The sequence below is a fragment of the Salinibaculum sp. SYNS191 genome (genome assembly GCF_037338445.1).
In the GTDB taxonomy this organism is placed as follows: Archaea; Halobacteriota; Halobacteria; order Halobacteriales; family Haloarculaceae; genus Salinibaculum; species Salinibaculum marinum.
In genome coordinates this window covers 2,317,324-2,340,589 of record NZ_CP147838.1, presented here as the reverse complement: position 1 = coordinate 2,340,589, position 23,266 = coordinate 2,317,324, and the positions used below count along the sequence as shown (strand labels likewise).

The 23,266-nt window shown below is 67.4% G+C and carries 23 protein-coding genes; 12 read left to right on the top strand and 11 right to left on the bottom strand.

Annotation, left to right across the window (positions count from 1 at the left end; genetic code table 11):
- Positions 1–27 precede the first annotated feature (27 nt).
- Positions 28–177, bottom strand: a complete 150-nt coding sequence (locus WDJ57_RS12555; protein WP_338901164.1) for a 50S ribosomal protein L40e — start codon at positions 175–177, stop codon at positions 28–30.
- A gap of 82 nt (positions 178–259) precedes the next feature.
- Between WDJ57_RS12555 and WDJ57_RS12550 the strand changes: the two genes are divergently transcribed.
- Complete coding sequence (locus tag WDJ57_RS12550; protein WP_338901163.1) at positions 260–1,312, top strand: hypothetical protein; 1,053 nt, start codon at positions 260–262, stop codon at positions 1,310–1,312.
- Positions 1,313–1,342: 30 nt separating this feature from the next.
- Here the strand turns inward: WDJ57_RS12550 and WDJ57_RS12545 are convergent, their stop codons facing one another.
- Positions 1,343–1,843, bottom strand: coding sequence for a DUF367 family protein (locus tag WDJ57_RS12545; protein ID WP_338901162.1), 501 nt, complete (start codon positions 1,841–1,843; stop codon positions 1,343–1,345).
- 93 nt (positions 1,844–1,936) lie between these two features.
- Here WDJ57_RS12545 and WDJ57_RS12540 point away from each other — a divergent pair, with 93 nt between their 5' ends.
- Together WDJ57_RS12540 and WDJ57_RS12535 are read left to right on the top strand one after the other, a co-directional pair.
- The gene (locus WDJ57_RS12540) at positions 1,937–3,337 is read left to right on the top strand and encodes a peroxiredoxin family protein (RefSeq protein ID WP_338901161.1); all 1,401 of its coding nucleotides are present in this window, start codon (positions 1,937–1,939) and stop codon (positions 3,335–3,337) included.
- Between the two features lie 2 nt (positions 3,338–3,339).
- Positions 3,340–3,690, top strand: a complete 351-nt coding sequence (locus tag WDJ57_RS12535; RefSeq protein WP_338901160.1) for a nuclear transport factor 2 family protein — start codon at positions 3,340–3,342, stop codon at positions 3,688–3,690.
- Here WDJ57_RS12535 and serS read toward each other — a convergent pair whose 3' ends face one another.
- The gene (gene serS / locus WDJ57_RS12530) at positions 3,691–5,073 is read right to left on the bottom strand and encodes a serine--tRNA ligase (protein WP_338901159.1); all 1,383 of its coding nucleotides are present in this window, start codon (positions 5,071–5,073) and stop codon (positions 3,691–3,693) included.
- A gap of 89 nt (positions 5,074–5,162) precedes the next feature.
- Here serS and WDJ57_RS12525 point away from each other — a divergent pair, with 89 nt between their 5' ends.
- Together WDJ57_RS12525 and WDJ57_RS12520 are read left to right on the top strand one after the other, a co-directional pair.
- On the top strand, positions 5,163–5,951 hold the full coding sequence (locus tag WDJ57_RS12525; RefSeq protein ID WP_338901158.1) for a hypothetical protein: 789 nt from the start codon (positions 5,163–5,165) through the stop codon (positions 5,949–5,951).
- 195 nt (positions 5,952–6,146) lie between these two features.
- Positions 6,147–7,418 (top strand): substrate-binding domain-containing protein, encoded by a 1,272-nt coding sequence (locus WDJ57_RS12520; RefSeq protein WP_338901157.1) that lies wholly within the window; start codon positions 6,147–6,149, stop codon positions 7,416–7,418.
- 33 nt (positions 7,419–7,451) lie between these two features.
- Here the strand turns inward: WDJ57_RS12520 and WDJ57_RS12515 are convergent, their stop codons facing one another.
- Positions 7,452–8,915: a hypothetical protein gene (locus WDJ57_RS12515; RefSeq protein WP_338901156.1), complete on the bottom strand. Its 1,464-nt coding sequence runs from the start codon at positions 8,913–8,915 to the stop codon at positions 7,452–7,454.
- 178 nt (positions 8,916–9,093) lie between these two features.
- Here WDJ57_RS12515 and WDJ57_RS12510 point away from each other — a divergent pair, with 178 nt between their 5' ends.
- The 3 genes from WDJ57_RS12510 (at position 9,094) to WDJ57_RS12500 (ending at position 12,686) form a co-directional block, all read left to right on the top strand.
- Positions 9,094–10,005, top strand: a complete 912-nt coding sequence (locus WDJ57_RS12510) for an MBL fold metallo-hydrolase (protein WP_338901155.1) — start codon at positions 9,094–9,096, stop codon at positions 10,003–10,005.
- 42 nt (positions 10,006–10,047) lie between these two features.
- Entirely contained in the window at positions 10,048–10,635 is a 588-nt protein-coding gene (locus tag WDJ57_RS12505; protein ID WP_338901154.1) for a hypothetical protein, read from the top strand.
- Positions 10,636–10,715: 80 nt separating this feature from the next.
- On the top strand, positions 10,716–12,686 hold the full coding sequence (locus tag WDJ57_RS12500; RefSeq protein WP_338901153.1) for a cation:proton antiporter: 1,971 nt from the start codon (positions 10,716–10,718) through the stop codon (positions 12,684–12,686).
- A 6-nt stretch (positions 12,687–12,692) separates the two neighbouring features.
- Here the strand turns inward: WDJ57_RS12500 and WDJ57_RS12495 are convergent, their stop codons facing one another.
- Positions 12,693–13,139, bottom strand: a complete 447-nt coding sequence (locus WDJ57_RS12495) for a PaaI family thioesterase (protein ID WP_338901152.1) — start codon at positions 13,137–13,139, stop codon at positions 12,693–12,695.
- A gap of 88 nt (positions 13,140–13,227) precedes the next feature.
- Positions 13,228–13,899, bottom strand: coding sequence for a DUF47 family protein (locus WDJ57_RS12490; protein WP_338901151.1), 672 nt, complete (start codon positions 13,897–13,899; stop codon positions 13,228–13,230).
- Between the two features lie 120 nt (positions 13,900–14,019).
- Here WDJ57_RS12490 and WDJ57_RS12485 point away from each other — a divergent pair, with 120 nt between their 5' ends.
- Positions 14,020–14,439: a DUF7522 family protein gene (locus WDJ57_RS12485; protein WP_338901150.1), complete on the top strand. Its 420-nt coding sequence runs from the start codon at positions 14,020–14,022 to the stop codon at positions 14,437–14,439.
- A gap of 18 nt (positions 14,440–14,457) precedes the next feature.
- Here WDJ57_RS12485 and WDJ57_RS12480 read toward each other — a convergent pair whose 3' ends face one another.
- Positions 14,458–15,591, bottom strand: a complete 1,134-nt coding sequence (locus WDJ57_RS12480; RefSeq protein ID WP_338901149.1) for a thiolase family protein — start codon at positions 15,589–15,591, stop codon at positions 14,458–14,460.
- A 108-nt stretch (positions 15,592–15,699) separates the two neighbouring features.
- On the opposite strand from WDJ57_RS12480, the gene WDJ57_RS12475 reads away from it, so the two are divergent.
- The 3 genes from WDJ57_RS12475 (at position 15,700) to WDJ57_RS12465 (ending at position 18,940) form a co-directional block, all read left to right on the top strand.
- Positions 15,700–16,656 (top strand): D-2-hydroxyacid dehydrogenase, encoded by a 957-nt coding sequence (locus tag WDJ57_RS12475; RefSeq protein ID WP_338901148.1) that lies wholly within the window; start codon positions 15,700–15,702, stop codon positions 16,654–16,656.
- Between the two features lie 85 nt (positions 16,657–16,741).
- Positions 16,742–18,070, top strand: coding sequence for an ATP-binding protein (locus tag WDJ57_RS12470; RefSeq protein WP_338901147.1), 1,329 nt, complete (start codon positions 16,742–16,744; stop codon positions 18,068–18,070).
- Positions 18,071–18,115: 45 nt separating this feature from the next.
- Positions 18,116–18,940 carry an MBL fold metallo-hydrolase gene (locus WDJ57_RS12465; RefSeq protein ID WP_338901146.1) on the top strand — a complete coding sequence of 275 codons (825 nt, stop codon included), beginning with the start codon at positions 18,116–18,118 and terminating at the stop codon, positions 18,938–18,940.
- A 726-nt stretch (positions 18,941–19,666) separates the two neighbouring features.
- On the opposite strand, the gene WDJ57_RS12460 is transcribed toward WDJ57_RS12465, so the two are convergent.
- From WDJ57_RS12460 to WDJ57_RS12445, 4 genes are all read right to left on the bottom strand, one after another.
- Positions 19,667–20,260 (bottom strand): HAD family hydrolase, encoded by a 594-nt coding sequence (locus tag WDJ57_RS12460; RefSeq protein WP_338901145.1) that lies wholly within the window; start codon positions 20,258–20,260, stop codon positions 19,667–19,669.
- Positions 20,261–20,453: 193 nt separating this feature from the next.
- Positions 20,454–20,696: a hypothetical protein gene (locus WDJ57_RS12455; protein WP_338901144.1), complete on the bottom strand. Its 243-nt coding sequence runs from the start codon at positions 20,694–20,696 to the stop codon at positions 20,454–20,456.
- 725 nt (positions 20,697–21,421) lie between these two features.
- On the bottom strand, positions 21,422–22,384 hold the full coding sequence (locus WDJ57_RS12450; RefSeq protein ID WP_338901143.1) for a DUF5787 family protein: 963 nt from the start codon (positions 22,382–22,384) through the stop codon (positions 21,422–21,424).
- A gap of 66 nt (positions 22,385–22,450) precedes the next feature.
- Positions 22,451–23,203, bottom strand: coding sequence for a hypothetical protein (locus WDJ57_RS12445; RefSeq protein WP_338901142.1), 753 nt, complete (start codon positions 23,201–23,203; stop codon positions 22,451–22,453).
- Between the last annotated feature and the right edge of the window lie 63 nt (positions 23,204–23,266).

Here is a 23,266-nt window from a genome sequence, read left to right as displayed (position 1 = left end):
GGGTGGCGGCGAGAGAACAGAGAGGAACTACGTGCTCCGGGTCTCGCGTGCCTTCGGGCGGAGTTTGCCGTAGCCGCACTTGCGACACTGGGTCGCTCGCTGCGCGTTGCGGGCGTTACAGCGCATGCAAATCTGCTTCGTGAAGATGCGCGCTTCTGCCTTCTCGAATCGAGCCATACCCGTCGATTTCTCCCGGGCGCGCTTAAGCGTCGTGGTCTCGGCCCGAGCCGTTATTCCTCCGCGGACCGTCGTCCATCCTATGCTCTACGACCACGTCGCCGACCTCCCGCTGACCGTCGAGACAGTCTCCGTCGACCGGCACGAACGCGACACCTCCAGCGGGTTCACCCGCGCAACGACCGTCGTCTCGCTGTCGGGCGACGGCGCGACCGGCCGCGGCGAGGACGTGACCTACGACGCCGACGAACACGACCCCGCGAAGTGGGACGCGCTGGACCTTCCGCTGGCCGGCGAGTACACGCTCGACTCCTTCTCGGGATTGCTGGCGGAGACCGACCTCTTTCCCGACCCCATCGACCGCGAGGTGTTCCACAACTACCGGCGGTGGGGCTTCGAGAGCGCCGCGCTCGACCTGGCGCTCCGCCAGGCCGACACGACGCTGGCCGACCTCCTCGACCGCTCGGTCGACCCCGTGCGCTTCGTCGTCAGCACCCGCCTCTCGGCGGCCGAGAGCGACGAGCCGCCGACGACCGACCGCGTCCACCGCCTGCTGGAGCGCGACCCCGACGTGGAGTTCAAACTCGACCCGACGCCCAACTGGACGCCGGAGGTCATCGACGACCTGGCCGAAACGGGAGCGGTCCGCACGCTGGATTTCAAGGGCCACTACGAGGGCACCGAGGTCGAGACGCCGCCGGACCCCGACCTCTACGAGCGCCTGCTCGATGCCTTCCCGGACGCGGTCGTGGAAGACCCCGCACTGACGAATGCCACGCGGCCACTGTTCGAGGGCCGCGAAGACCGCGTCGCGTGGGACGCACCGATTCACGGCATCGAGGACGTCGAGGCCCTGCCCTTCGAGCCGTCCTGGCTCAACATCAAGCCCTCCCGCTTTGGCAGCGTCGAGCGCCTGCTGGCGACGCTGGACTACTGCTTCGAGCGCGACATCGCGATGTACGGCGGCGGGCAGTTCGAACTCGACGTGGGTCGACTGCACATCCAGCGCCTGGCCGCGCTGTTCTACCCGGACGCCCCCAACGACGTGGCTCCCGGCGGGTACAACGATCCCGAACCGCCCGCGGGGCTGCCGTCGAGTCCCCTCGACGTGAGCTCCGACGGCCCGGGCTTCTAGCCGCAGTGCGCGGGGCAACGCGTCGCCCCGCTACTCGTCGGCGAGGTAGTCGTCCTGGACGGCGACGACGTCCGTCGAGTCCGCACAGTCGGCGTACCGCCGGAGCGGTTCCTCGTTCAGGTCGAGAAAGGTCGGCCCCCACGAGAACGTCGAGAGGATGTCCGCGGCCTGCTCGCGCTCGCCGAGAATCGCGAGCGCGCCGGCGAATGCCTCCACGGTGTTCAACTGGAAGGCAGTCCCGTAGTTGACGGGATTGGCCGCGACCAGGAAGGGCAGCGAGCGCTGGGGACCGTCGAGGTCGAAGGCCTCCCGCTCGGCGGTCTCCCACGAGCAGTCCAGCGCCACGAGCCGGTCCGGACCGGACTCGGCGTCCGCGGGCGAGAGCGCCTGCTCGGCGAAGGGGTTGAGGACGATGCCCGGCGGCGTCGCCCGGGCCGACCGGTGCAGCGTCGCGTGGCCCAGCCGGTCGAGCTTGCGGGCCGTGCACTTCTTCGGGTCGTCGTCGCCCTCGTAGCGGACGTGGAGTTCCACACCGGTCGTTGTCGGGCGGCGGGCAAAAGCGCCCCGCCCCGCGCGGTGCCAGCAGCCCCCAGGGTTAAGTGTGCGTGCGGGGAATTCCTGACAATGATTGAGGACGGTGACGAGGCCCCCGAGTTCACGCTGCCCGCCGTCGCGGACGGCGAGTTCGGCGAGGTTTCCCTCGCGGACTACCTCGGGGACGACATCGTCGTGCTGGCCTTCTACCCCGCGGATTTCAATCCCTGCTGCGACGGCGAGACGACCGACCTCGACCAACTCGACCTCTTCACGATGCAGAAGGACGTCTCCATCGTCGGCATCTCCGGCGACAGCGTCTACAGCCACCGGGAGTTCGCCGAGGCGTACGACCTCCGGATTCCGCTGCTCTCGGACGTCGACGGGGCGGTGGCCGCCGACTACGGCGTGGCCGTCGACCCCGACAGCGGCTACCAGTGCAACCGCGCCGTGGTCGTCGTCGACCCCGAGGGGACGGTCCAGTACGCCTGGCAGACCGAGAAACTCCGCGAACTTCCGCCGACAGACGCCGTCCGGCGTGCGGTCGACGACATCGGCGGGGCCGGCATCGCCGAGGCGCGCTACCGCGTCGGCCACGCACACTACGTCGAGGGGCGGCGCGCGTTCACCAGCGCGATGGACGAGTTCGGCGACCGGGAGTGGATGATGGCCCAGAACGACTTCTCGCGCGCCCGCGAGGAGTTCGACGAGGCGGCCGACCAGTTCGACACGGCCGTCCGCTTCGGCGAGGGCGACGACACGGTGCCGTACTTCGAGCGCGCAAAGGAGAAGTCCCGGGCGCTGTCCCGGGCCGCGGAGTGGCTCGCCGGGTCCGCCAGCGCCTACGCCAGCGGCGAGGGAGCCGACGCCATGGACCTGCGCGATGACGCCGAACGGCCGCTGGAGACCGCTCGTGACATCCGCGAGCCGCCGGACCCCGACGACTTCCCGCCCGGGGACGACCCGGCCGAGACCGACGACGACGAGGCCACCACGCTCCTCCCGGACGAGGAGGAACCCACGGCCAGCCTGGACGCGGACATCGACGACGGGCCGGACGCGACAGAGGACGGCGTGGAGAGAGGCCCAGCCGACGCGACGGAGCCGAAAGGGACACCCGACCAGGCGGCGGCCGCCAGCGACGGAGCCGCGGACGACGTGGAGAGCGAGGGCGACACGATAGACGACGCCGAACTGGCGGAGATAGCCGCCGAAGTCGAGGCCCAGACCGAGCAGGGCCAACCCGCGGCCAAGGCCACGTCGGGGGGCGCCGGTCCCGACAGCCCGTCGCAGTCCGGGACCGCCGAGGAGGACGGCGAGGAGACCGACGACGAGGAACTGTCGGTCGACGGGACGCTGGACCTCGCGGACCCGACCGAGGGAGCGGAGAGCACGGACGAAGACGAAGACGAGAGCGCGGCGGACGAAACGACAGACGAGAGCACCGGTGTCGAGGAGGACGGGAGCCACGGGGTCCCCGACTCACTGTGACGATGAGCGAGGACCCGACCCACGCGCCGGCGGACACCGCCCGGGCGTACTACCGCGCGCTCGACACCGACGACTACGACCTGCTCGCGGGGCTGTTGACCCCCGGCTTCGTCCACGAGCGGCCCGATATGACTCTCGAAGGCAGCGACCGGTTCGTACAGTTCATGCGCGACGAGCGCCCGATGAACGACACCACCCACCCCGTCGACGGCGTCTACGAACAGGTCGACGGCGAGGGCGTCGTCGTCCGCGGCCGCCTGCTCGCTGCGGACGGAACGACGATTGCGCGGTTCGCGGACGTCTTTTCCTTCGAAGGTGAGAAGATAGCGCGAATCCGGACGTTCACCGCCTGACTACTCGCGTTCGCCCGCGCCGACCGCCGCCTCGCCGATGGGTTCGTGGCCCTCGATGACCGCCTGGCCGTCGAGGTAGGGGCGCAGTGCCTCCGGGACGGTGACGGTGCCGTCGTCGTTCTGGTAGTACTCCAGGACGGCGACCATCACGCGGGGCAGCGCCAGCCCGGAGGCGTTGAGCGTGTGGACGTACTCGGCGGATTCGTGGCGCTCGGGCCGGTAGCGCAGGCCGGCGCGGCGGGCCTGGAAGTCCTCGAAGTTCGACGCGCTGGAGACTTCCAGCCACCGGCCGCCCTCGTCGGGGCCGTAGTCCATGTCGTCGCCGGGAGCCCAGACCTCGATGTCGAAGGTCTTCGCGGAGGCGAAGGTGAGGTCGCCGCCACAGAGCTTCACGACGCGGTAGGGCAGGTCGAGTCGCCGGAGGACTTCCTCGGCCTCGTCGACGAGCGCGTCCAGGCGGTCGTCGCTGTCGGCCGGTTCGACGAAGTTGACCAGTTCGACCTTGTTGAACTGGTGGACGCGGACCATCCCGCGGGTCTCGGTGCCGTGTTCGCCGGCCTCGCGGCGGAAGTTGGGGGTGTAGGCCTGGTGCTTGATGGGCAGGTCGTCGGACAGCAGCATGTCGTCGGCGTACATGTTGGTGACCGGCACCTCGGCGGTGGGACAGAGCCAGAGGTCGTCGTCGTCGTAGTCGTCGTGTTCGTCGCCGCCGACGCGGTAGGCGTCCTCGTTGAACTTCGGAAGCTGTCCGGTGCCCCGCATCGAGACCGAGTTGACGGGAATCGGCGGGAACACCTCACTGTAGCCCTGCTCGCGGTGGACGTCGCGCATGAACTGGATGAGCGCGTGCTCCAGGCGCGCGCCGTCGCCCTTCAGGAAGTAGAAGCCGCCGCCGGCGACCTTCGCGCCGCGCTCGAAGTCGAGTATCTCCAGGTCTTCCCCGAGGTCGTAGTGCGGGGTGACCGCGTCGGGCAGTTCGCGGAGGGAATCGAAGCCCACGCGTCGGACCTCCTCGTTGTCCCACTCGTCCTCGCCGGGCGGAACGTCGTCCTGCGGGACGTTGGGCAGTTCGAGCAGGTGGGCCTCCAGTTCGGCCTCCAGTTCGTCGGCGCGGTCCTCGACCTCCTGGAGTTCGGCCTTGAGTTCCTGGGAGCGCTCGATGGCCTCCTGGGCCGCCTCCTCGTCGCCCGCCTGTTTGAGTTCGCCGATCTCGCTGCTGACCTCGTTGCGCTGGTGGCGCAGGTCGTCGCCGCGGGCTTTCAGTTCGCGCCACTCCTCGTCGACCGCGAGGATGGCGTCGAGGTCGACGTCCTCGGTGCCACGGAGGGCGAGGGCGTCCCGGACCTCGTCGGTGTGTTCGCGGACGAACTGCCTCGATAACATGTCCTCGGATTCTCGATGCGGTGGCAAAACCGTGTCGCTCTCGCGGCCGGCGGCCCACAATTAAGTGGCTGCTGGCCGGCACTCCGCGCATGGAGACGCTGGCAGTCATCGAGAGTGCGCCGGGAGCCATCGCGGGGGCGATCGAGGCCGCGGCCCTCTCGGACGGGGCGACCGAGACCGGCCGGGAGATGTTCGTCCGTGTCACCGAGGACTCCGTGGAGACGCCGGCCAGCGGTACGGGCGCACGCCGCGCCTCCTACTGCACGCTCGACCCGGGTCGCTTCGACGACCTCGTCGTGCCCTCGGAGGGGGCCGTGGAGGCGATGTTCGACGTCGACGACGTGCTCGGCTGGCTGTCCTGGGTCGACAGCGACCGGGTCACCGTCCGCTTCGAGGGCGACGCGGGTATCGCGACCAGACTGACCCTGGCGGGTGGCACCGACGAGGTGAGCGTCGCCTGCGTCGACGACCCGACGGTGCTGAACAACATCGAGACGTTCCTGCCGACCCGCTTCGACGGCGCGACGTTCCTCGACGAGGACGGGACCGCGATGCCGACGACAGTCGAGACGACGGTCGCGCAGCTGGACCGGCTCGTCCGGGCGGTGGACCTGGCCGACGACGGCGACCGCTATCCGCTGCACGTCCGGGACGACGGAGTAGCGGTAGACGTCGAGACCGAGCGCGCGAGCGTCTCGGCACCGCTCCGCGCCGACGTGGCCGGGCCGGCAGTCACGAACCGCTACGACGAGAGCTTCGCCGAGGTCGTCCAGGGGCTGGACGGCGACGTGACACTCCAGACCGGCCCCGGCGAGCCGGTCGCCTTCGTCCAGGACCGCGACACCTGCACCCTCCGGTTCGTCGTCACCCACGCGTAGCGCCACGGACTGCCCGGACTCCCCTTCCGGGACGTACTGTCGGAATTACTGCTATTCTGCAGCGAATTGGCCGCCCTGCGATTCACGTAATTAAGCTTACTACATATTAAAATAACACGTTATTATGAGAGATAACCACCGGGAGTCTGTCGGGATAGCACAACATTCAAGTGGTATAATGGTAAGTCCTGGAATATGTCAGGCGATTCGACGACAGCCTCGACGCGGGACAGCCAGGGGAGCCGTGCCGGTAGGTCGCGGCGGGTACCGGGCGGTCGGACGCGCCGGTCGTTCCTCAAGACGGGGGCGGCGGTGACCGTCGCCTCGCTGGCCGGGTGCTCCGGGTCGGACGGGAACGATGGCGGCGCGACGCCGACGGACAGCGGTGGCGGCGAACCGTCCAAGCCGTGGACCACCGACGAACTGGCCGACCAGATAGCCGGCGACGAGACGATAACCATCTACGCGGGGACCGGCGACGACACGCAGTGGAAGGACCTCGTGAACGTCGTCAACGACGAGTTCGGGACGAATCTGAAAGCCAGCGTCGTCGCGGGGTCCGGCGGTGAGGTCTCCCAGCGGTTCGTTCAGGAGCGCCAGGCCGGCAACGACAAGGTGGACATCCTCAGCAACGTCAGCGACGTCCAGGACGAAATCAAAATCGCCGGCAACGACGAGGGCACGGAGAAGGCACGGGAGGTCGCGAGCAACTACTTCGAGATGGGCGTCGACGAGAACTTCTGGTTCGCAGACGTCCTCGACGACTGGCACCTGCTGCCGTTCATGGTGCCCGCGTTCAACGGCGGAACCAACATCACCCTCCCCTACAACGAGGACCTGTTCGAGGAACAGGGACTGGACGTGCCGGAGACGTACAACGACTTCCTCGACCCGCAGTACGAGGGCATGACGATGCTGGTGCCGGGCTATATCGTCGCCACCTACGCCGGATGGATAGTCAAGCGCCACGCGAAGGAGACGGACATGAGCAAGATGGAGTGGGTCGAGGCCCTGCGGAACAACCTGAACTTCCGGGGTGCCAGTTCCTACACCGCCGCGACGCGGCAGGTGGCAAACGGCGAGGCGCCGACGATGCTCTTTAGCTTCCCGAACACCGTCCAGTCGATAATCACCCAGTCCGACGCGCTCCGGGGGACCTTCCCCGGCGGCGGCTTCTGGCCCGCCTCCGCCGGCCCGCTCTTTATCAACAAGGAGGCCCCGAACCCGTGGGTGGCGCGCTTTTTCACCAGCGCGGTGCTCGAAGCGCCCGTCCAGAAGCGCATCCTGACGGACGTCTACACGCAGGTGCCGGTTCGGCTCGACCTCGACTACTCCGACGTCGAGACCAACCCCTACAACCGGAGCCGCATCGAGACGGACGGCCAGCAGGTCGGGTTCTACGAGACCGCCGCCTACGCCAAGACCGGCCAGAAGGCCCGGAGCGAGGGCAAGTTCAGCGTCGAGTAGGGCGGCAGGCGGCCGCGGCCAGGAGCTACACCGTCACTCGGTGACCTCGAAGGCGAAGTGGAAGGCCGGCAGCGGGCGGACCGGGTGGTTGTCGAGATAAGAGAGGTGCGGGCGGAGTTCGAAGTCGGGTTTGTCCCGCTGCACGACGAACAGCGACGGGTAGACGTCGATGAAGTGCCAGCCGGGTTCCCCGGTGGCGCGCAACACCGGATTGACGATGCCGGTGTCGTAGTCGCCACCCGTCCCACAGAGGTAGCCGATGGGCTTGTTGTCGTAGACGAAGAAGGGCGCGTTCTCGTACATCGTCCAGCCGACGCCGGAGAGTTCGATTTCGATGTCGGTCCCGACCGGGCCGCTCGTCGGCTCGAACCGCTCGATGGACGGTTGCAACACGAAGCCAGTCACGGCGACCTCCCGGCCGTCGACGGCAGCGGTGATTGGGCGGGTCGAGCCGATATCGCGCGGAATCTCTACCTCGACCTGGAAGGAACCGTCGCTGTCGGTGCTGACGGTGGGGAGCACGTCGGGTTTGGCAACCGGGGTGATGGTCGGGTCGGGTGCCTTCTCCCGACCTTCGGACTCGTGGCCCTCGTGGCGGTACCAGGTGAGGTCGACCTCGGCGTGTGACGGGAAGTCGGTGCCGGTGACGATGGCGCTGGTTCCCGCCTGCCCGCACTCGGGCGAGATGTCGAGTTCGGCGTCGGTATCCTCGTCGAGGTACGGATAGTGGGCGGGAATCGGCTGCTCGTCGAGCAGCGGGTCCAGCCAGGCCGTCTCGGGTGGCTCCTCGGGTTCGGTCACCTGGACCGTCCAGGTACTCCCGCGGTCGCCGGCGACAGCGCGGAACGGGGACTGGGTGTCCCGCAGGAGGTACGGGACGCCGCGGTAGCCGTGCCAGACCTCGATGACGTGCTTGCCGACCGGCCCCGCCGCCCGGATTTCGGCCGTGGCCGTCCCGCGGTTCTGGACGCCGCTCACGAAGCCGACGGCGCTGTTGTCCCAGCTCACGTGGTAGTTCGACGCCATCACGTCCGGGCTGATACCGTAGCCGCGGATGCGGAACGACTCCCCCAGCGGGGCCGCCGTCCGGTCGAGCTCGAAGTGCTCGACGATGGTGAATTCGGCGTCGTCGACGGTATCCCCGTCCGTGTCCGTCACCTCGATTCTGTGTCGCCCGCCGTAGTCCTCGGGGACAGTCCACTCCTCGTCGAAGGCCCCCTCCTCGTCGGTGACGACCGTGCCGATGGTCTCGGTTCGCGGGCGGTACTGCGGCCCGACTATCTCGTGGGCCTCCAGCACGCCCCACTCGCCCTCGACAGTGTGCCAGCGGACCTCTACCTGTTGCTCTGCCGGGAAGTTCCGTCCGTGGAGCGTGATGGTATCGCCGACGTGTCCCTCCTCGTCACTTACGACGAGTGTCCCACGCAGCCCGTTTTTCACGTTATCGTGCTGTCTCTGGCTGCTTTCACCAGAGACGTTGCTCGGCTCGTTCCCCATGGGAAAAGTGTAAAATTACCAATCTTATATGTGTTGGGATGCGTATAGTTATGTGATTCTGCGGTCGACGGGCCGCTCGTCGGGACTCGGGGGGCCGTCACCGTGGCGTGGCCGGGGCGGAAAGCGCGTTCCGGCCGCCCACGGGAACGCTTTTGCCGGCGGTCGGCGCACGTCCGGTATGGCACTCGGCGACCTCTACGAGGCGACGGCTGGCGAGACGACGGACCTCTACTACGTCGACACGGGGATGTACGACACCGCGGAGTACGGTTCCGTCTACATCCTCGACGCGGAGCGGCCCGCGCTCGTCGACACCGGCATCGGGACGAACTACGAGGCGATTCTCGACGCGATGGACCAGGTCGGCATCGCGCCCGAGGACCTGGAAGTCATCGCACCCACCCACGTCCACCTCGACCACGCCGGCGGCGCGGGCTATCTCGCCGCCGAATGTCCCAACGCGGATGTCTACGTCTACGAACTCGGGGCGCGCCACCTCGTCGACCCCGAACGGCTCTGGGAGGGGACCAAGGCCGCCGTCGAGGACCAGATTGCATACTACGCCGAACCGAAACCGGTCCCCGAGGAGCGAATCGTGGAGCTGACCGACGGCGACACGATAGACCTCGGCGACCACAGCCTGGACGTCCACCACGCGCCCGGTCACGCCCCTCACCAGGTCGTCTTTCACGACCCCGCGAACGACGGCGTGTTCACCGCCGACGCCGCCGGCATCCTGACGCCCGGGCTTGACGGCCCGCGCCAGACCAGTCCGCCGCCGACGTTCGACCTGGACCAGGTGCTCGCCGACGTCGAGATGCTCCGCGACCTCGACCCCGCGGCGCTGTACTACGGCCACTTCGGCGACTCGCCGACCGCCGACAACCTCGACGCATACGCCGAGGTCACGCGGGAGTGGGTCGCCGACGTGGAGGCCGCACGCGAGCGCCTGGCCGACGACGAGGCGGTCATCGAGCACTTCGTCGAGCGGACAGAGGCCGTCGACGCCTGGGGCGAGGAGAAGGGCCGCGCCGAGGAGCGGATGAACGTCCGGGGAATCCTCACCTACCTCGACAACCGCGAGGACTGAGTCCCAACAGGTTGATTGGGATGCTCGCGCCTACGCAGGTGTATGCCGACTACCCGACGGGTCGTCGCAATCGGACTGCTGGCCGTCCTCGTCGCCGTCGCCGGCTGTTCGCAGGTCGGTGACGGCGGTGCGAGCGCGACGCCGACCGAGACCGCCACAGCGACGGTGACGGCTACCGCGACTGCGACTGCCACGCCGACGGAGACGACGACAGCGACCGCGACGCCAACGGCCGTCCCGACGGTCACCGCCACGCCGACCGTGACGGCGGCACCGACTGCGACGGGCGACGTGGGCGCGGAACTCGGACTCTCCCTCAAAATCGCGACCATCACCGAGTGCGGCCGGACCTGCCGGGACGTAACCTACACGGTGACCGACACCGACGGCGACGGCGCGGACGACGTCGCTGCGAACTTCACCATCACCTCCGGCGGCGAGAACATCTGGGAGGGGCGACAGCGCATCGGCGACGTGCCAGCAGGCGGGAGCGTCGAGCAGACGGTCCGCGTCAAGGTCGGCCTCAGCGAGGCGCTCACTGTCTCCAGAAACGACAACGAGGTCACCATCACCACCGACCTGACCGCCGACGGGAAGACGACGACGGCCGTCCGGGACCGGCAGTTCTGACCGCGCCGTCCCCCGGTCAGCGGAAGTGAGTGCGTTTATACAGGGGGCACTCCTGTCACAGGACAGATGGAGGGACAGCCGTGGCGGCCAGCGAATTAATCGTCCTGGTCGCGGGCATCATCGCCCTGGGCGTGGTTGCGCAGGTGCTCGCCAGCCGAACCGGCATCCCGAGCATCATCTTCTACATCGTCGCCGGCATCGCGCTCGGCCCGGAGGGGGTGGGCTTCGTCACGCCGGAGGCCTTCGGCGACGCGCTGCCGGCCATCGTCGGCCTGGCCGTCGCCATCATCGTCTTCGAGGGTGCGTTCCACCTCGAAATCAACCGCCTGCGCGAAGCGCCCGCTGCGACCGTCCGGCTCATCACCGTCGGCGCGGTCATCGCGCTCGTCGGCACCGCCGTCGCCGTGCGCTTCGCGCTCGAGACCGGATGGCCGCTTGCCTTCCTCGTCGGCGCGCTGCTGGTCGCCACCGGACCGACGGTCATCACCCCGATTCTCAACGTCGTGCCGGTCCGGGACCGCGTCGCGGCGGCCCTGGAGACCGAGGGTATCGTCAACGACGTGAGCGCGGCCATCCTCGCCGTCGTCGTCTTCGAGGTCCTCAACCCCAAGAGCGCGACGACGGGGCTGGTCGAGGACTTCACCGCCCGCCTCGGGACGGGCGTGCTGGTCGGCATCGTCGTCGCCGCCGGCGTCTACTACATGCTGCTGTACATCGACCTCTCGCCGGGTGACGCGCCGCGCAACGCCCGCCTGCTCGTGCTCGCGGGTGCGCTGATGGCCTTCGCGGTGGCGAACGCACAGCGCAGCGAGGCGGGCGTCGCCGCCGTCGCGACCGCCGGCCTCCTGCTGGGCAACGCCGACATCCCCTACGAGGAGGAGATTACCGACTTCAAGGGCGACATCACGCTGCTGGTGCTCTCCTTCGTCTTCATCGCGCTGGCCGCGCTGCTGGATTTCGACGTGTTGCTCGGCATCGGCGTGCCCGGACTGGTCGTCGTCGCCGCCGTCGCGCTCGTCATCCGGCCGCTGCTCGTGTTCGTCTCGACGGTCGGCGGCCGCTTCACCGCCCGCGAGCGGGTGTTCATGAGCTTCGTCGGCCCCCGCGGCATCATCCCGGCGTCGGTCGCAACCCTGTTCGCGGTCGACCTCCGCGAGCAGGCGACGGAGTTCCGGACGACCGCCGCGGAACTGACCGGACGCAGCGTCACCAGTCTGGAGGGCGTCGACCCGGCGACGCTGGGCACCCCCGACGCAGTCGACGCCCTCACACAGGCACAGACGCTGACCAGCCAGGCCGACATTCTCGTCGGCACGGTCTTTCTCGTGATTCTCGTGACAGTCGTCTTCGAGGGCGGCTTCGCGCGCTACATCGCCGAATACCTGGACGTGATACCAATGCGAGTCATCATCGTTGGAGGCGGGAAGACGGGCCGTGCGCTCGCCGAACGCCTCGCAGACCGAGGAGAGAACGTCGTCATCGTCGAAGAGGACGAAGAAGTGGTAGAGGAGACCCGCAACGCCGGCTTCACCGTCGAGTGGGGTGACGGGACCGACACCGACATCCTGCGCTCGGCCGGCGCGGAGAACGCGAAAATCATCGTCGCCGCGACCGGCGACGACGACGCGAACCTGCTCGTGTCGCAACTGGCGGACTCGAAGTTCGACATCGAGAAGGTCATCGCGCGCGCGAACAACCCCGACAACGTCGAGGCCTTCGAGGACCTCGGCGTCAACACTATCGACTCGGGGATGGCGACGGCGTGGGCCATCGACAACCAGATAGAGCGGCCCGCGCTGGCGCGGTGGATGACCGGCGTCGGCCGCACCGGCGACGTCCAGGAGGTCGAAGTCACCAACGAAGCGGTCGTCGGCAAGTCCATCCGCGAGGTCGGGCCGACGCTGCCCGACGCCTGCCTCATCGCGCTGGTGAGCAAGGACGGCGACACGCAGGTGCCGACCGCCGACTACGTCATAGAACGCGGCGACAAACTGACCCTGCTGGGCCAGCGCGACCCCGTCCGGAAGGGGATGCAGATGTGCCAGTCCTGACGGGAGTCACTGCCCGCCGTCGTCCGGCGTGACGGTGGCCGCGTCCGACCACGGCGTCTCCTCGCCCTGCCCGCCCGTTTTGTAGGTCCCGTGTGCGGTAGCGACGTGTCTGTCGTCGGCGTCGTACATCTCGACGCGGGTCATCGCGAGGCTCTCGCCGAATCTGACCACCTCTGCCTCGGCGGTGAGGTCCGTCGTCACCGGCGCGAGGTAGTCCATGCGCATGTCGACCGTCGGCGAGACCGCGTGGGACAGCGAGATGACCGACGCGCTCCCGATTGCGTCGGCGAGCGCGTAGGTCGCGCCGCCGTGGACGACGTCGCCGTGGGGGTTCGAGAGCAGTTCCTCGCTGTGGGTCAACTCGCCGGTCGCGACGCCGTTCTCCGCGAACGTGAGTTCGATTCCCAGCAACCTGTGGAAGGGCATCTCGTTGAACAGCGCGACGAGGTCCATACGGCCCACCAGCGCCGCCGCCCCCATAAGACTCTTCGAACGGGCGACAACGGGAGCGGCGTTGCGGCTGTCGGCTGGCGGTGTCCGCCTACAGCGTCGTCGAACTCATCGACAGCAGGTGGTCGCCGGCGTCCTCGATAGCGTCGACGGCGTCGTCCAGCGCGAGCAGCAGTTCCCGGACGACGAGCGCGTCCGCCGTCGAACACGCCCCGAAGGCCGCCGTCAGCGCGTCGTACTTGTGGGCGTCACAGTCGCCCTCCATCGTCGCGAGCGTGTCCACGCTGTCGACCACCCGGACGGGTTCGCCCGCCGCGAGGAGGCTCTCGACGTAGGCTTCGGTCACGTCGGTGAGGACGACGGTCGCCTCGGTCGCCAGCGACGCCATCTCGGCGAGTGCCTCGTGGACCCGTTCTGGCAGGTCGGGGCGCATGGCGGCGAGTTCGCGCACGAACGACTCCGCGTGGTTCGGGACGGCGTCGACGCAGTCGTACAGCCGCATGACGTCGTCGGCGCGGAGGTAGACGTCGGTGTAGTTCGGCGGGAGCGACTCGCCGACGAGCGTCCGGAGTTCCCGCAGCGTCGCGTCGCACTCCGACTCCTGCGTACTCAGGCGGTCGACGGCAGCCTCGAAGGCGTCCCGGTCGGTCCCGTAGGCGTCGACGGCGTCCGGCAGGTGCGCGGTGGCGGCCCGGACCTGGTCGAGGTACGTCTCCGTTCGTGCGAGCACTTCGTCCCCGAAGGCGTCGGTGACCGTCGGCATGTTGTTCGACCAGGGTCCCGCGCCGGACAAAGCGTTGCTATGACTGCTACATAGCAGTCGGGAGCCCTCCCGAGCGGGGAGTGCGCGAAGGGTTTTGCCCGCAGCCGCCGTACGTGATGCATGCACATGACACCATTCGAGACAGACGTCAGCGCGGAGATGGCCGACCAGCTCGTCTCGGCGGCCCGGACCGCCCTGGGTGACGAACTCCGGGGCGTCGTGTACTTCACCCCCGCTACCTTCGACGTGCTGTACGTCCGCCAGGACCTCTACGACGCCGACGAGGACGCACGGGAGGCGAAGGCACAGCTGGTCGACCTGGAGACCGTCGGGTTCGCGGAGGGACCGGTCCGTGACGCCCTGGCCGACACCGAACCGGCTCCCATCGGGCCCTACCAGTTCACCGTCCGCTTCCACCGGGACGGCTTCGTCACCCGGATCATCCAGGGCGCGGCCGGCGTCATCCTGACGACCGACAGTATGGACGTGACCGCCTTCGAGGAGGCCGCGACCAGCATCCGGACGCTCCTGACAGAGTGACGACGCGCGACGCCGCGCCTACTCCAGGTGGAACTCGATGGCCGCGCCCTGGCCGAAGCCGACGCACTCCGTCGCCAGGCCGAGGTCGGCGTCGCGCCGTTGCATCTCGTGGATGAGCGTCACGGGCAGGCGCGCGCCAGAGGCCCCGAGCGGGTGGCCGATGGCGATTGCGCCGCCGTTGACGTTGAAGCTGTCGTCGTCGAAGCCGAGTTCGCGCTGGCAGTACAGCGTCTGGCTGGCGAAGGCCTCGTTGAGTTCCACGAGGTCGTAGTCGTCGGTGTCGCGGTCGGTCCGCTCGGCGAGGCCCCGCACCGCCGGGACCGGGCCGATGCCCATCATCGTCGGGTCGACGCCGGCGACGTTGTGGTCGCCGACCTCCGCCATGACGTCCAGGCCGTGGTCCTCGGCGAAGGCGCGGGAGGTGACCATCAGCGCGGCCGCGCCGTCGGTCGTCTGGGACGCGTTGCCCGGCGTGACCGTCCCGTCGGCCTTGAACACCGTCGGCAGCGAGGCCATCTTCTCCATGCTGGTGTCGTAGCGGATTCCCTCGTCCTTCTCGACCGTTCCGTCGTCGGTCTCGATGGGGACGATCTCCTCGGCGAACTTCCCGGACTCGGTGGCGTCGGCCGCGCGCTCGTGGCTGCGCAGGGCGTAGGCGTCCTGGTCCTCCCGTGAGATGTCGAACTCCGCGGCCACCTTCTCGGCGGTCATCCCCATCTGGAGTTCGCCGACGTTGTAGTGGTCGTTCAGACCGGGGTGGACGTTGTGGACGTTCTCGCCCATCTTCACGCGGGACATCGACTCGACGCCGCCGGCGATGGCGACCTGTCGCTGGCCGGCGGCGACGGCGTCGGCTGCGCGCATCACCGACTCCGCCGAGGAGGCGCACCAGCGGTTGATTGTCGCCGCGGGGACGGACTCGCCGAGGTCCGAGAGCAGCGAGACGACCCGGCCTACGTTGTTGCCCTGCTCGCCGCGTTGCTGGGCACAGCCCCACAGCAGGTCGTCGACGTCCTCGCCGGCGAGGCCGGTGCTCGCGAGGAGTTCGTCCACGAGCGGGATGGAGAGGTCTTCGCTTCGGACGTCGGCGAACGCGCCGTCTTCCTTGCCGAAGGGCGTGCGAACCGCTTCGACGATAACTGGTGTTGCCATGATCGGATTGAGGGGAGCCACCCTGTTAAAATCTCACAAACGGCGAACGACTGGCAAGCCGTTCACTCCGGCACGGTAACTAAGGCGACGGCGCGTGTCTGTCCGGACATGACCGACAGAGACGTCGTGGTACTCCGCCAGGAGGTCCACGGCCGCCCCATCGAGAACTACGTCGAGGCACTCCGGGAGCGACTGCCGGACCGCGAGATTCGGCTGGCGCGGACACCGGAGCAGGAGCAGGAACTGGTGGCGGATGCCTCCGTCGTGACCGGGTTGCAGATGGACGAGGCCCTGCTCGACCGAGCCGAGTCGCTGGAACTGTTCGCCTGCCTGTACGCGGGCGTGGGCCACCTGCCGACCGACGCCTTCGAGGAACGCGGCATCGCCGTGACGAACGCGTCGGGCGTCCACGGCCCCAACATCTCGGAGTACGTCCTCGGGTCGCTGCTGACGTTCGCCCGGGGACTGCACCGCGGCTGGCAGCGCCAGCAGCGCCGGGAGTGGCGACACTTCCAGACCCGCGAGCTACACGGGAGTACGGTCACCGTCGTCGGCCTGGGGGCAATCGGGACGACCGTCGTCGACCGCCTGGAGCCGTTCGACGTCGACACCGTCGGCGTGCGCTACAGCCCCGAGAAGGGCGGCCCGACCGACGAGGTGGTGGGGTTCGAGGACGTCCACGCCGCCTGCGTCGAGACGGACTACCTCGTGCTCGCCTGCCCGCTGACGGAGACGACGGAGGGGCTGATAGACGGGGCCGTCTTCGAGACGCTCCCGCCGGACGCCGTCCTCGTCAACGTCGCCCGCGGCCCCGTCGTCGAGACGGACGCGTTAGTCGAGGCGCTCCGGGGCAACGGCATCCGCGGCGCGGCGCTGGACGTGACCGACCCGGAGCCGCTGCCGGAGGACCACCCGCTGTGGACGCTGTCGAACGTCCTCGTGACGCCGCACAACTCCGGGGACACGCCCGAGTACTACGAGCGGGTGGCGGACATCCTCGCGGAGAACCTCCAGCAAATCGACGAGACCGGTGACTACGGGACCCTCCGCAACCGGGCCGTCTGAACGGGGTGAGACCGGAAACCGGGAGACGGGGCGGCCACGCGGACTTCGAGGCACTTATTTCCGTCGCGGGCTAACCTCGGTGAGAATGAACGACCCGGAGCGTGCCGTCGTCGAGTTCGTGCTGACGGCGTCTGTCTACACGGAGAACAAGCAGTTCGAGCCCGACGACCTGCCGCCAGCCTACCGCGAGGCCTTCTACAGCGACGGTCGCATCGAGCGCCCGCTCTCGCCGACCCTCGAGTCTGCCGCCGCGGCCACCGGCGTCGAGGAGCCCTGGAACGTCGTCTCCGGGCTGATGTTCACCGACAAGAACGACTTCGACGGGACCCTCTCGTTCACCGACCGGGACATGGCCGAGGAGTGGCTGCGCGACCGGCTCGACGCCGACGCCCTCCGGGCGAACCCGGTGCTCGCGGCCCACTTCGAGGACGACGTCGAGGGCGTCGACTACGAGAGCGCCCGCCAGTACAACCGCCCGTCTCGGGCCGACCGCGCGGTCATCGACAACCTCCTCTCGGAGTACTTCGACGAGGACGAGGAAGGGGAGATGCTGGACCTCGTAGACGTGCGCGCGCCGACGGAAATCGAGATGACGCTGGACGACATCGTGCTGACGGCCGACCAGGAGAACGAGATTCTGAAAATCGTCAAGGCGATCAAACACCGCGAGTACCTCGCCTCCATCGGCCTGCGCGAAATCGGCAAACTCCTGTTCGTCGGGCCGCCGGGCACCGGCAAGACCACCGTCGCGCGGGCGCTGGCCCGCAAGCTCGACCTCCCCTTCGTCGAGGTGAAGCTGTCGATGATTACCAGCCAGTACCTCGGCGAGACCGCGAAGAACGTCGAGAAGACCTTCGAGGTAGCGAAACGGCTCTCGCCGTGTATCCTCTTCATCGACGAGTTCGACTTCGTGGCGAAGACCCGCGCCAGCGACGAACACGCCGCCATCAAGCGCGCCGTCAACACGCTGCTGAAGAGCATCGACGAGGTCAGCCTCGTCCAGGACGAGGTGTTGCTCATCGGCGCGACGAACCACCCCGACCAGCTCGACGCCGCGGCCTGGCGGCGCTTCGACGAGATCGTCAACTTCCCCAAGCCCGACCGGACGATGCGCTCGGACATCCTGCGCGTCGTCACCCGCGAGATGGACATCCTCGACTTCGACCCCGACGAACTCGCCGAGATTACCGAAGGGCTGACCGGCAGCGACCTCCGGCTGGTGCTCCGGGAGGCAGTCCTCGACGCGCTGACAGAGGAGCGCACGACGCTGACTCAGCAGGACCTCATGGACGCCGTCGAGGACTTCGAGGAGCGTGACACGCTGAAGAACATGGACATGATAGAGGGCGACCACGACGCGCTGGTCGCCGGCGGCGACATCGGCGACGGGCACGACCACGGCCACGACCACTGAGCGGAAGCGCACCGTTTAGGCACCCCCGGCCCCTGTGTCAGCACGATGGAGGTCACGCTGCTGGGGACGGGCGACACGACAGGGACGCCGACCGTCGGCTGTGACTGCGACACCTGCGCCGCCGCCAGGGAACGCGGCGTCGAGCGCACTCGATTCTCCGTGCACGTCCGCAACGAGCGCACCGACGAGACGCTGCTGGTGGACCTGAGCCCGGACTTCCGCCAGCAGTTCCTCCGCGAGGACCTCTCCGTCCCCGACGCCGCCGTCGTCACGCACATCCACTTCGACCACCTCCACGGCGCGGGCAACGTCTTCCGGCTGACCCGCTCGCTGCCCGTCCACGCCGCCGCCGAGGTGGACCCGACCACCGGCGAGAGCGTCGCGGAGACCGTCGCCCGGCAGTACGACTACCTCGACGCCATCGAAGTCCACGACCAGGAGCCGCTGGAACCCTTCACCGCGGCGGGCCTGAACTGTCGGCTCGTCCCCGTCGACCACCCGCCGCTGGTCTGTTACGGGCTGGCCGTCGAGGACCCCGAGACGGGCGCGAAGCTGTCGATTTCGGGGGACACCACCTACGACGTGCCCGAGGACTCGCGGGACGTGCTCGCGGACCCGGACCTGCTCGTCGCCGACGGCATCGTCCACGCCGAGTTCTGCGAGCGCCACCCCCGCGGCGGCCAGCACCACGACGCCGACGGCGTCCCGCGCACGTTCGGGACGAAGCACATGACCGTCGACGGCGCGCGGGCGCTGGCCGAGGACCTGAACGCCGACCGGTTCCGGGCAGTGCACGTCTCCCATTTCGTGCCCGCCGACCGGGCGTTCGAGGACCCGTTCGCCGTCGACGGCGAGCGGTATCGGCTGTGACAGCTCCCGACCGTTGCGCGTGACCGGCTAGAGATTGGCAAACGGACCCACCCATTCGAGCGCGAATAGTCTGAGCGCTGAGAGAACGGCTGTGCTGCATACAACGCGCATAGTCGGCACCGAGGAATTACTGAGTATGGACGACGCTGAGTGCGAAATACAATAATCTTGCCGAGCGGATATTTCAGCGGACTCAGTTTGACGCAGGCATGACGATAGAGCACTGACTGCTGTGAGATGCCGGTGTGACCACATCCGGCTGATGCTGTGGTCATCCAGTGAGGATGGAAATCAGCGGCAGGTGCGAAATGACGGCGTCACTACACTTATTTTAGCCCAGTCTATTACAGGTCCCACATGTCGGATTTTAATTTTCATGGACAGGCCATGTCGTGGCCACAGAGTCTGTACTTTGCTGTCTACGGTCTCGTCGTTATTGGCGTGACCACGATTCTTCAGCAGGCGTTTGGGGTAAGTGGGACAGAGCTCGCTGGAGTCGCAATTGTAGTTGCTTTCGGATTGTTTTGGGGAGGGTTCCTCCCGCTCTACCGTCGTCTACCGAGTCGGTGGAAATAGTCGGTGAGCACGCTTACTGACCGGCTCATTCAGCAGAATTAGTGTGAAACCAACGATGGCCGACTGCTGACTACACCCTCTGTATCTCGCACGCTCCTTTTGACGGAGAAGAGATAGTTTGCTACACCTCTACAAAGCGCATTAGCTCCACTACCAGTCAAGGGTGTCTGGCAACTCCACGAATCCATCTCCTTGATAACGATGAGTAGTCCAACCAGCGTCGGTTGCTCCATCAATATCAGCGTCGCTGTCCCCGATCATCGCGTACGAGTCAGCCGGAAGGCGCTTTTCAGCGGTGTGAAACGGACTGACATGTGGCTTATGCATCCCGACGTCATAGGATGCAACGAATACGTCGAAGTATTGTTCAAGATCATAGGCCCGGAGTTTCTGCATCTGCCAATCTGGAAGGCCGTTTGTCAAAATCCCGAGTTTGAACGATTCAGCAAGCCTGTCGAGGTCAGAATGTGCGTTCTCCGGCGGTTGGCACATCGCTATTTCTCGGTTTCGAAGCGTTTCGATGAGTCGCTCTGGATCAGCCTGAGTATTGACGGCGGAGAATCCGTCTAAATACGGGTTTGGTTCGTGCGCTTTGAACGAGTCGTAGAACGCTTGATTGTACAATTCAATCCATTCCTCTCGGCTCTCCCCGAGAACAGCACTGAACGTATCGGTTAACACCTCACGGTACTCTTGCGTCAAATGAAGCAGAGTTCCATCCAGATCAAAGAAGATGGCTTTCATACAGAGCGTAGTGACAGCACAGATAAAAAACAGTGCTGCATACACTCTCTGTATCGGTCACGACATCACTGACAGAGGTTGGGTAGTTTGCGAAGGCGCTGATGGATACACAGCGCTTGTCGGTCACCAAATTACTGCTGAACTGGCGGCGGAGAATCGCTAAGTACAGCGAAGGCACGTTTCGGTCAGACGCTTACTCGGGGAAGGCGCGTCGGGTTGAGAAGCTTCGTAGTAGCTGTATCCCAGCAGTGAGAGCGACGATTCCCCCGACTACGCCAGCAGCACTGAATACGAGACTCTGCCAGTACAGGAGACTTGTCACAGTCAGGACATATCCAGTATGGGCCAGCGTGACAATGCCGACCCCCAAGAGGAACGCAATCACTAGCAACCACCGGCGAATCTGCTGAAGGAGTTCATCCGTCTCGGAGGGCATCAGCGGGATTTGAGTCTTCTCCGATATGAGCCTCCTGATTCTATCGCACCCCCTTTGCGGCTTTTTCATCCCTAGTCCTCTGAGACGAACAGCATCACTTGCTGAATGCACCCTCTGAATCGGTCACGCCGTTACTGACAGATATCGAGGGGTTTGCGAAGGCGCTGAGGGAGACAGGGCGCGTATCGGTCACGAACTTGCTGCCGAGCAGTGAGACGGCGCATCGGTCAATATGGCAGATTTAGGAAACACTAACACTACTCGCTGTTGTCGGTGTTGCGTGTGTCCCTCTCAAGAGATACCCTCCTGTTCAGTATCGTGGTTATGCTGTGGGCAGTTCAAATTGAAGCCAGCGGATACGGTACCTCGAATACAATTGTCCTTACCTCACTCACCATTGGGGTACTGGGACTTGCTGGAAGTTTCATATCGTCACTGATGTCTATCGACCAGAGTCCCGAGTCCGACCCCACCGAGTGATACGCAGGTTTACGGACTGGCTTGTACATCAGAATCTGTGTGAAACCAACGATGGCTGACTGCTGAACTTAACCTCTCTATCGGTCACTGCGAGATTGATAGATCGAATTTCTGCCACGAGAGAGCGTATGAGATGCCGCTACTTCCGATACACAACCGTCATCGAACGGCGTCCATTGCGGTCGCTCGTGTGTGATCGCTGCGATGCCTCCCCGACAGCGTGCCGTGTCTCTGGTGCCGGTGAGTCACTCGCCGACGAAGCGGTCCAGCCCCGACTGCTGGCGGGCGCGGCCGTCGGGGTCGGCGACCCACGGCGTCCGCGCGTTCCGGAGCGCCGCGGCGTCGCTGGCCGGCGGGTCGGCGGGGTCGTGGCCGTCGCACCCCGCGCCGCAGTCGGTGACCGGGCGGACGACCCGGCCCTTCCAGGGGCAGTGTGGCAGGCCGTCCTCGTCGGGGGCGACGCGGGCACACGCCGGCAGGTCGAACGTCCGCCAGCCCTTGCCGTAGGCGCGCTCCGCGAGGCGGCGGCGGGCGCGTGCCTTCTCCTCGGCCGTGGCGACGTGGACGTCCGTGCGCGCGGGCGTCCGCTCGACGATTTCGACGCCGGCCTCGTCGACAGGGAGCGGGTCGGGGTCGCGGACGACGGTGCGCTCGCCTGTCACGGGGTCGAACTCCCAGACGCCGACGGCGTCGGGGATGCGATTGAGGTGTGCGCCGGTGACGTGACTCGCCGTCGCCAGCACCGCCGCGTCGACGAGGCCGAGGTGGACGTCGGTCAGCAGTTGCGTCTCCAGGTCGCCGGGGCGGTCGAGATCCGGCTTGTTCTCGACGCCGACGATGCGGCCGAACCAGTCGTCGGGATAGCGGGCGGTCTGGCGGACGTAAGTGCGCCCGGAACGGCGCTCGCGCTCGAAGAATCCCACCTCGACTGCCCGGTCGACGACATCGCGGGCGCGCTCGGGGTGGCAGTCGACGGCGTCCTTCCAGAAGCGCGCCCGGCCGGTGCCGACCGCTCCCTCGATTGCGGCGGGCGGAATCGTCTCCGCGGTGATGGCCGCCCGCTCCGCGAAGGAAGGGCCGGGTTCGACCAGGACGGTGTCGAGCACGCGGTGGCCGGCGACGGACGCGCCGAGCTGGCGGCTGACGAGGGCGTCGCGGGCGCGCTCCAGGTGAGCGGACAGCGCCAGTTCGAAGGCGAACTCCGACACGGGTTCCGTTCGGCGCCGCGTCGGCAAAAGCAGTCCGCTGGCGGCCGGGTCGCGCAGACCGACAGCTCACTCGCCGTCGACGACGACGGTGCCGGGTGCGACCATGTACGGGTGACCGTAGCCACAGTAGACGGTGCAGGCGAAGCCGAAGGAGCCGGTCGCGTCGACGACGAACCCGAGTTCCGCGGGGACCGTCGAGCGGTGCCAGAGGTACGTCGACGGCGCGAGCGCCCCGGCGGCGGTGCCACCCGGCAGGCCGCCCATGCCGGGGCCAGTCCCGGGACCGTGGGGCCCGCCGCCCCACCCGGGTCCGTGATGGCCGCCCGGGCCGGGACCTGGTCCCTGCCCCGGACCGCCGAAGCCGCCGGTCCCCTGGCGGAGGTACTCGTCGCGGACGAGGGCGAGCCCGTGGTCGGGGTAGGCCGCCTCGGCCGTCTCGTGGAGGGCGTCGAGGTCGGTACCGCGGGGGGCGGGAATCGACTGCTCGTTGCGCCGGGCGCGCTCCTCGCTGCCCGGGATGCCCTCGCGGACGGCCGCCGGGAGGGCGGCGACGGCGTCGTCGGCCTCGACGTTGAACAGAGTGAGTCGGAGTTCGTCGCCGGTCGACAGCGACAGTCGGTCGCGCTCTGTCCCGGTGTCGTCGAGGAGGAAAAACCCCCAGTGGTAGGAGCCGACGAACCCGCGGACGGTCCGCGACTGCTGTTGCTGTGCCTGTCCGTTCCGGGCGTCCCTGCCGGCCGCCGAACAGCCGGCGAGTGCCGCCCCGCCAAGGAGCGCGAGCGTCTCGCGGCGGCTGAACGGTCGCGATGCGAGGTCCATGGTCGTCCACTCGGGAGAGCGAGGAAAGTCGGTTGTCGCCCCATACTCCCCGGTTCCACAGGA

What these genes read in the sequence shown, in the direction of transcription:
- WDJ57_RS12555 (WP_338901164.1), bottom strand. Translation starts at nt 177, where the DNA reads ATGGCTCGATTCGAGAAGGCAGAAGCGCGCATCTTCACGAAGCAGATT.
- WDJ57_RS12550 (WP_338901163.1), top strand. Translation starts at nt 260, where the DNA reads ATGCTCTACGACCACGTCGCCGACCTCCCGCTGACCGTCGAGACAGTC.
- WDJ57_RS12540 (WP_338901161.1), top strand. Translation starts at nt 1,937, where the DNA reads ATGATTGAGGACGGTGACGAGGCCCCCGAGTTCACGCTGCCCGCCGTC.
- WDJ57_RS12535 (WP_338901160.1), top strand. Translation starts at nt 3,340, where the DNA reads ATGAGCGAGGACCCGACCCACGCGCCGGCGGACACCGCCCGGGCGTAC.
- serS (WP_338901159.1), bottom strand. Translation starts at nt 5,073, where the DNA reads ATGTTATCGAGGCAGTTCGTCCGCGAACACACCGACGAGGTCCGGGAC.
- WDJ57_RS12525 (WP_338901158.1), top strand. Translation starts at nt 5,163, where the DNA reads ATGGAGACGCTGGCAGTCATCGAGAGTGCGCCGGGAGCCATCGCGGGG.
- WDJ57_RS12520 (WP_338901157.1), top strand. Translation starts at nt 6,147, where the DNA reads ATGTCAGGCGATTCGACGACAGCCTCGACGCGGGACAGCCAGGGGAGC.
- WDJ57_RS12515 (WP_338901156.1), bottom strand. Translation starts at nt 8,915, where the DNA reads ATGGGGAACGAGCCGAGCAACGTCTCTGGTGAAAGCAGCCAGAGACAG.
- WDJ57_RS12510 (WP_338901155.1), top strand. Translation starts at nt 9,094, where the DNA reads ATGGCACTCGGCGACCTCTACGAGGCGACGGCTGGCGAGACGACGGAC.
- WDJ57_RS12505 (WP_338901154.1), top strand. Translation starts at nt 10,048, where the DNA reads ATGCCGACTACCCGACGGGTCGTCGCAATCGGACTGCTGGCCGTCCTC.
- WDJ57_RS12495 (WP_338901152.1), bottom strand. Translation starts at nt 13,139, where the DNA reads ATGGACCTCGTCGCGCTGTTCAACGAGATGCCCTTCCACAGGTTGCTG.
- WDJ57_RS12490 (WP_338901151.1), bottom strand. Translation starts at nt 13,899, where the DNA reads ATGCCGACGGTCACCGACGCCTTCGGGGACGAAGTGCTCGCACGAACG.
- WDJ57_RS12485 (WP_338901150.1), top strand. Translation starts at nt 14,020, where the DNA reads ATGCACATGACACCATTCGAGACAGACGTCAGCGCGGAGATGGCCGAC.
- WDJ57_RS12480 (WP_338901149.1), bottom strand. Translation starts at nt 15,591, where the DNA reads ATGGCAACACCAGTTATCGTCGAAGCGGTTCGCACGCCCTTCGGCAAG.
- WDJ57_RS12475 (WP_338901148.1), top strand. Translation starts at nt 15,700, where the DNA reads ATGACCGACAGAGACGTCGTGGTACTCCGCCAGGAGGTCCACGGCCGC.
- WDJ57_RS12470 (WP_338901147.1), top strand. Translation starts at nt 16,742, where the DNA reads ATGAACGACCCGGAGCGTGCCGTCGTCGAGTTCGTGCTGACGGCGTCT.
- WDJ57_RS12465 (WP_338901146.1), top strand. Translation starts at nt 18,116, where the DNA reads ATGGAGGTCACGCTGCTGGGGACGGGCGACACGACAGGGACGCCGACC.
- WDJ57_RS12460 (WP_338901145.1), bottom strand. Translation starts at nt 20,260, where the DNA reads ATGAAAGCCATCTTCTTTGATCTGGATGGAACTCTGCTTCATTTGACG.
- WDJ57_RS12455 (WP_338901144.1), bottom strand. Translation starts at nt 20,696, where the DNA reads ATGCCCTCCGAGACGGATGAACTCCTTCAGCAGATTCGCCGGTGGTTG.
- WDJ57_RS12445 (WP_338901142.1), bottom strand. Translation starts at nt 23,203, where the DNA reads ATGGACCTCGCATCGCGACCGTTCAGCCGCCGCGAGACGCTCGCGCTC.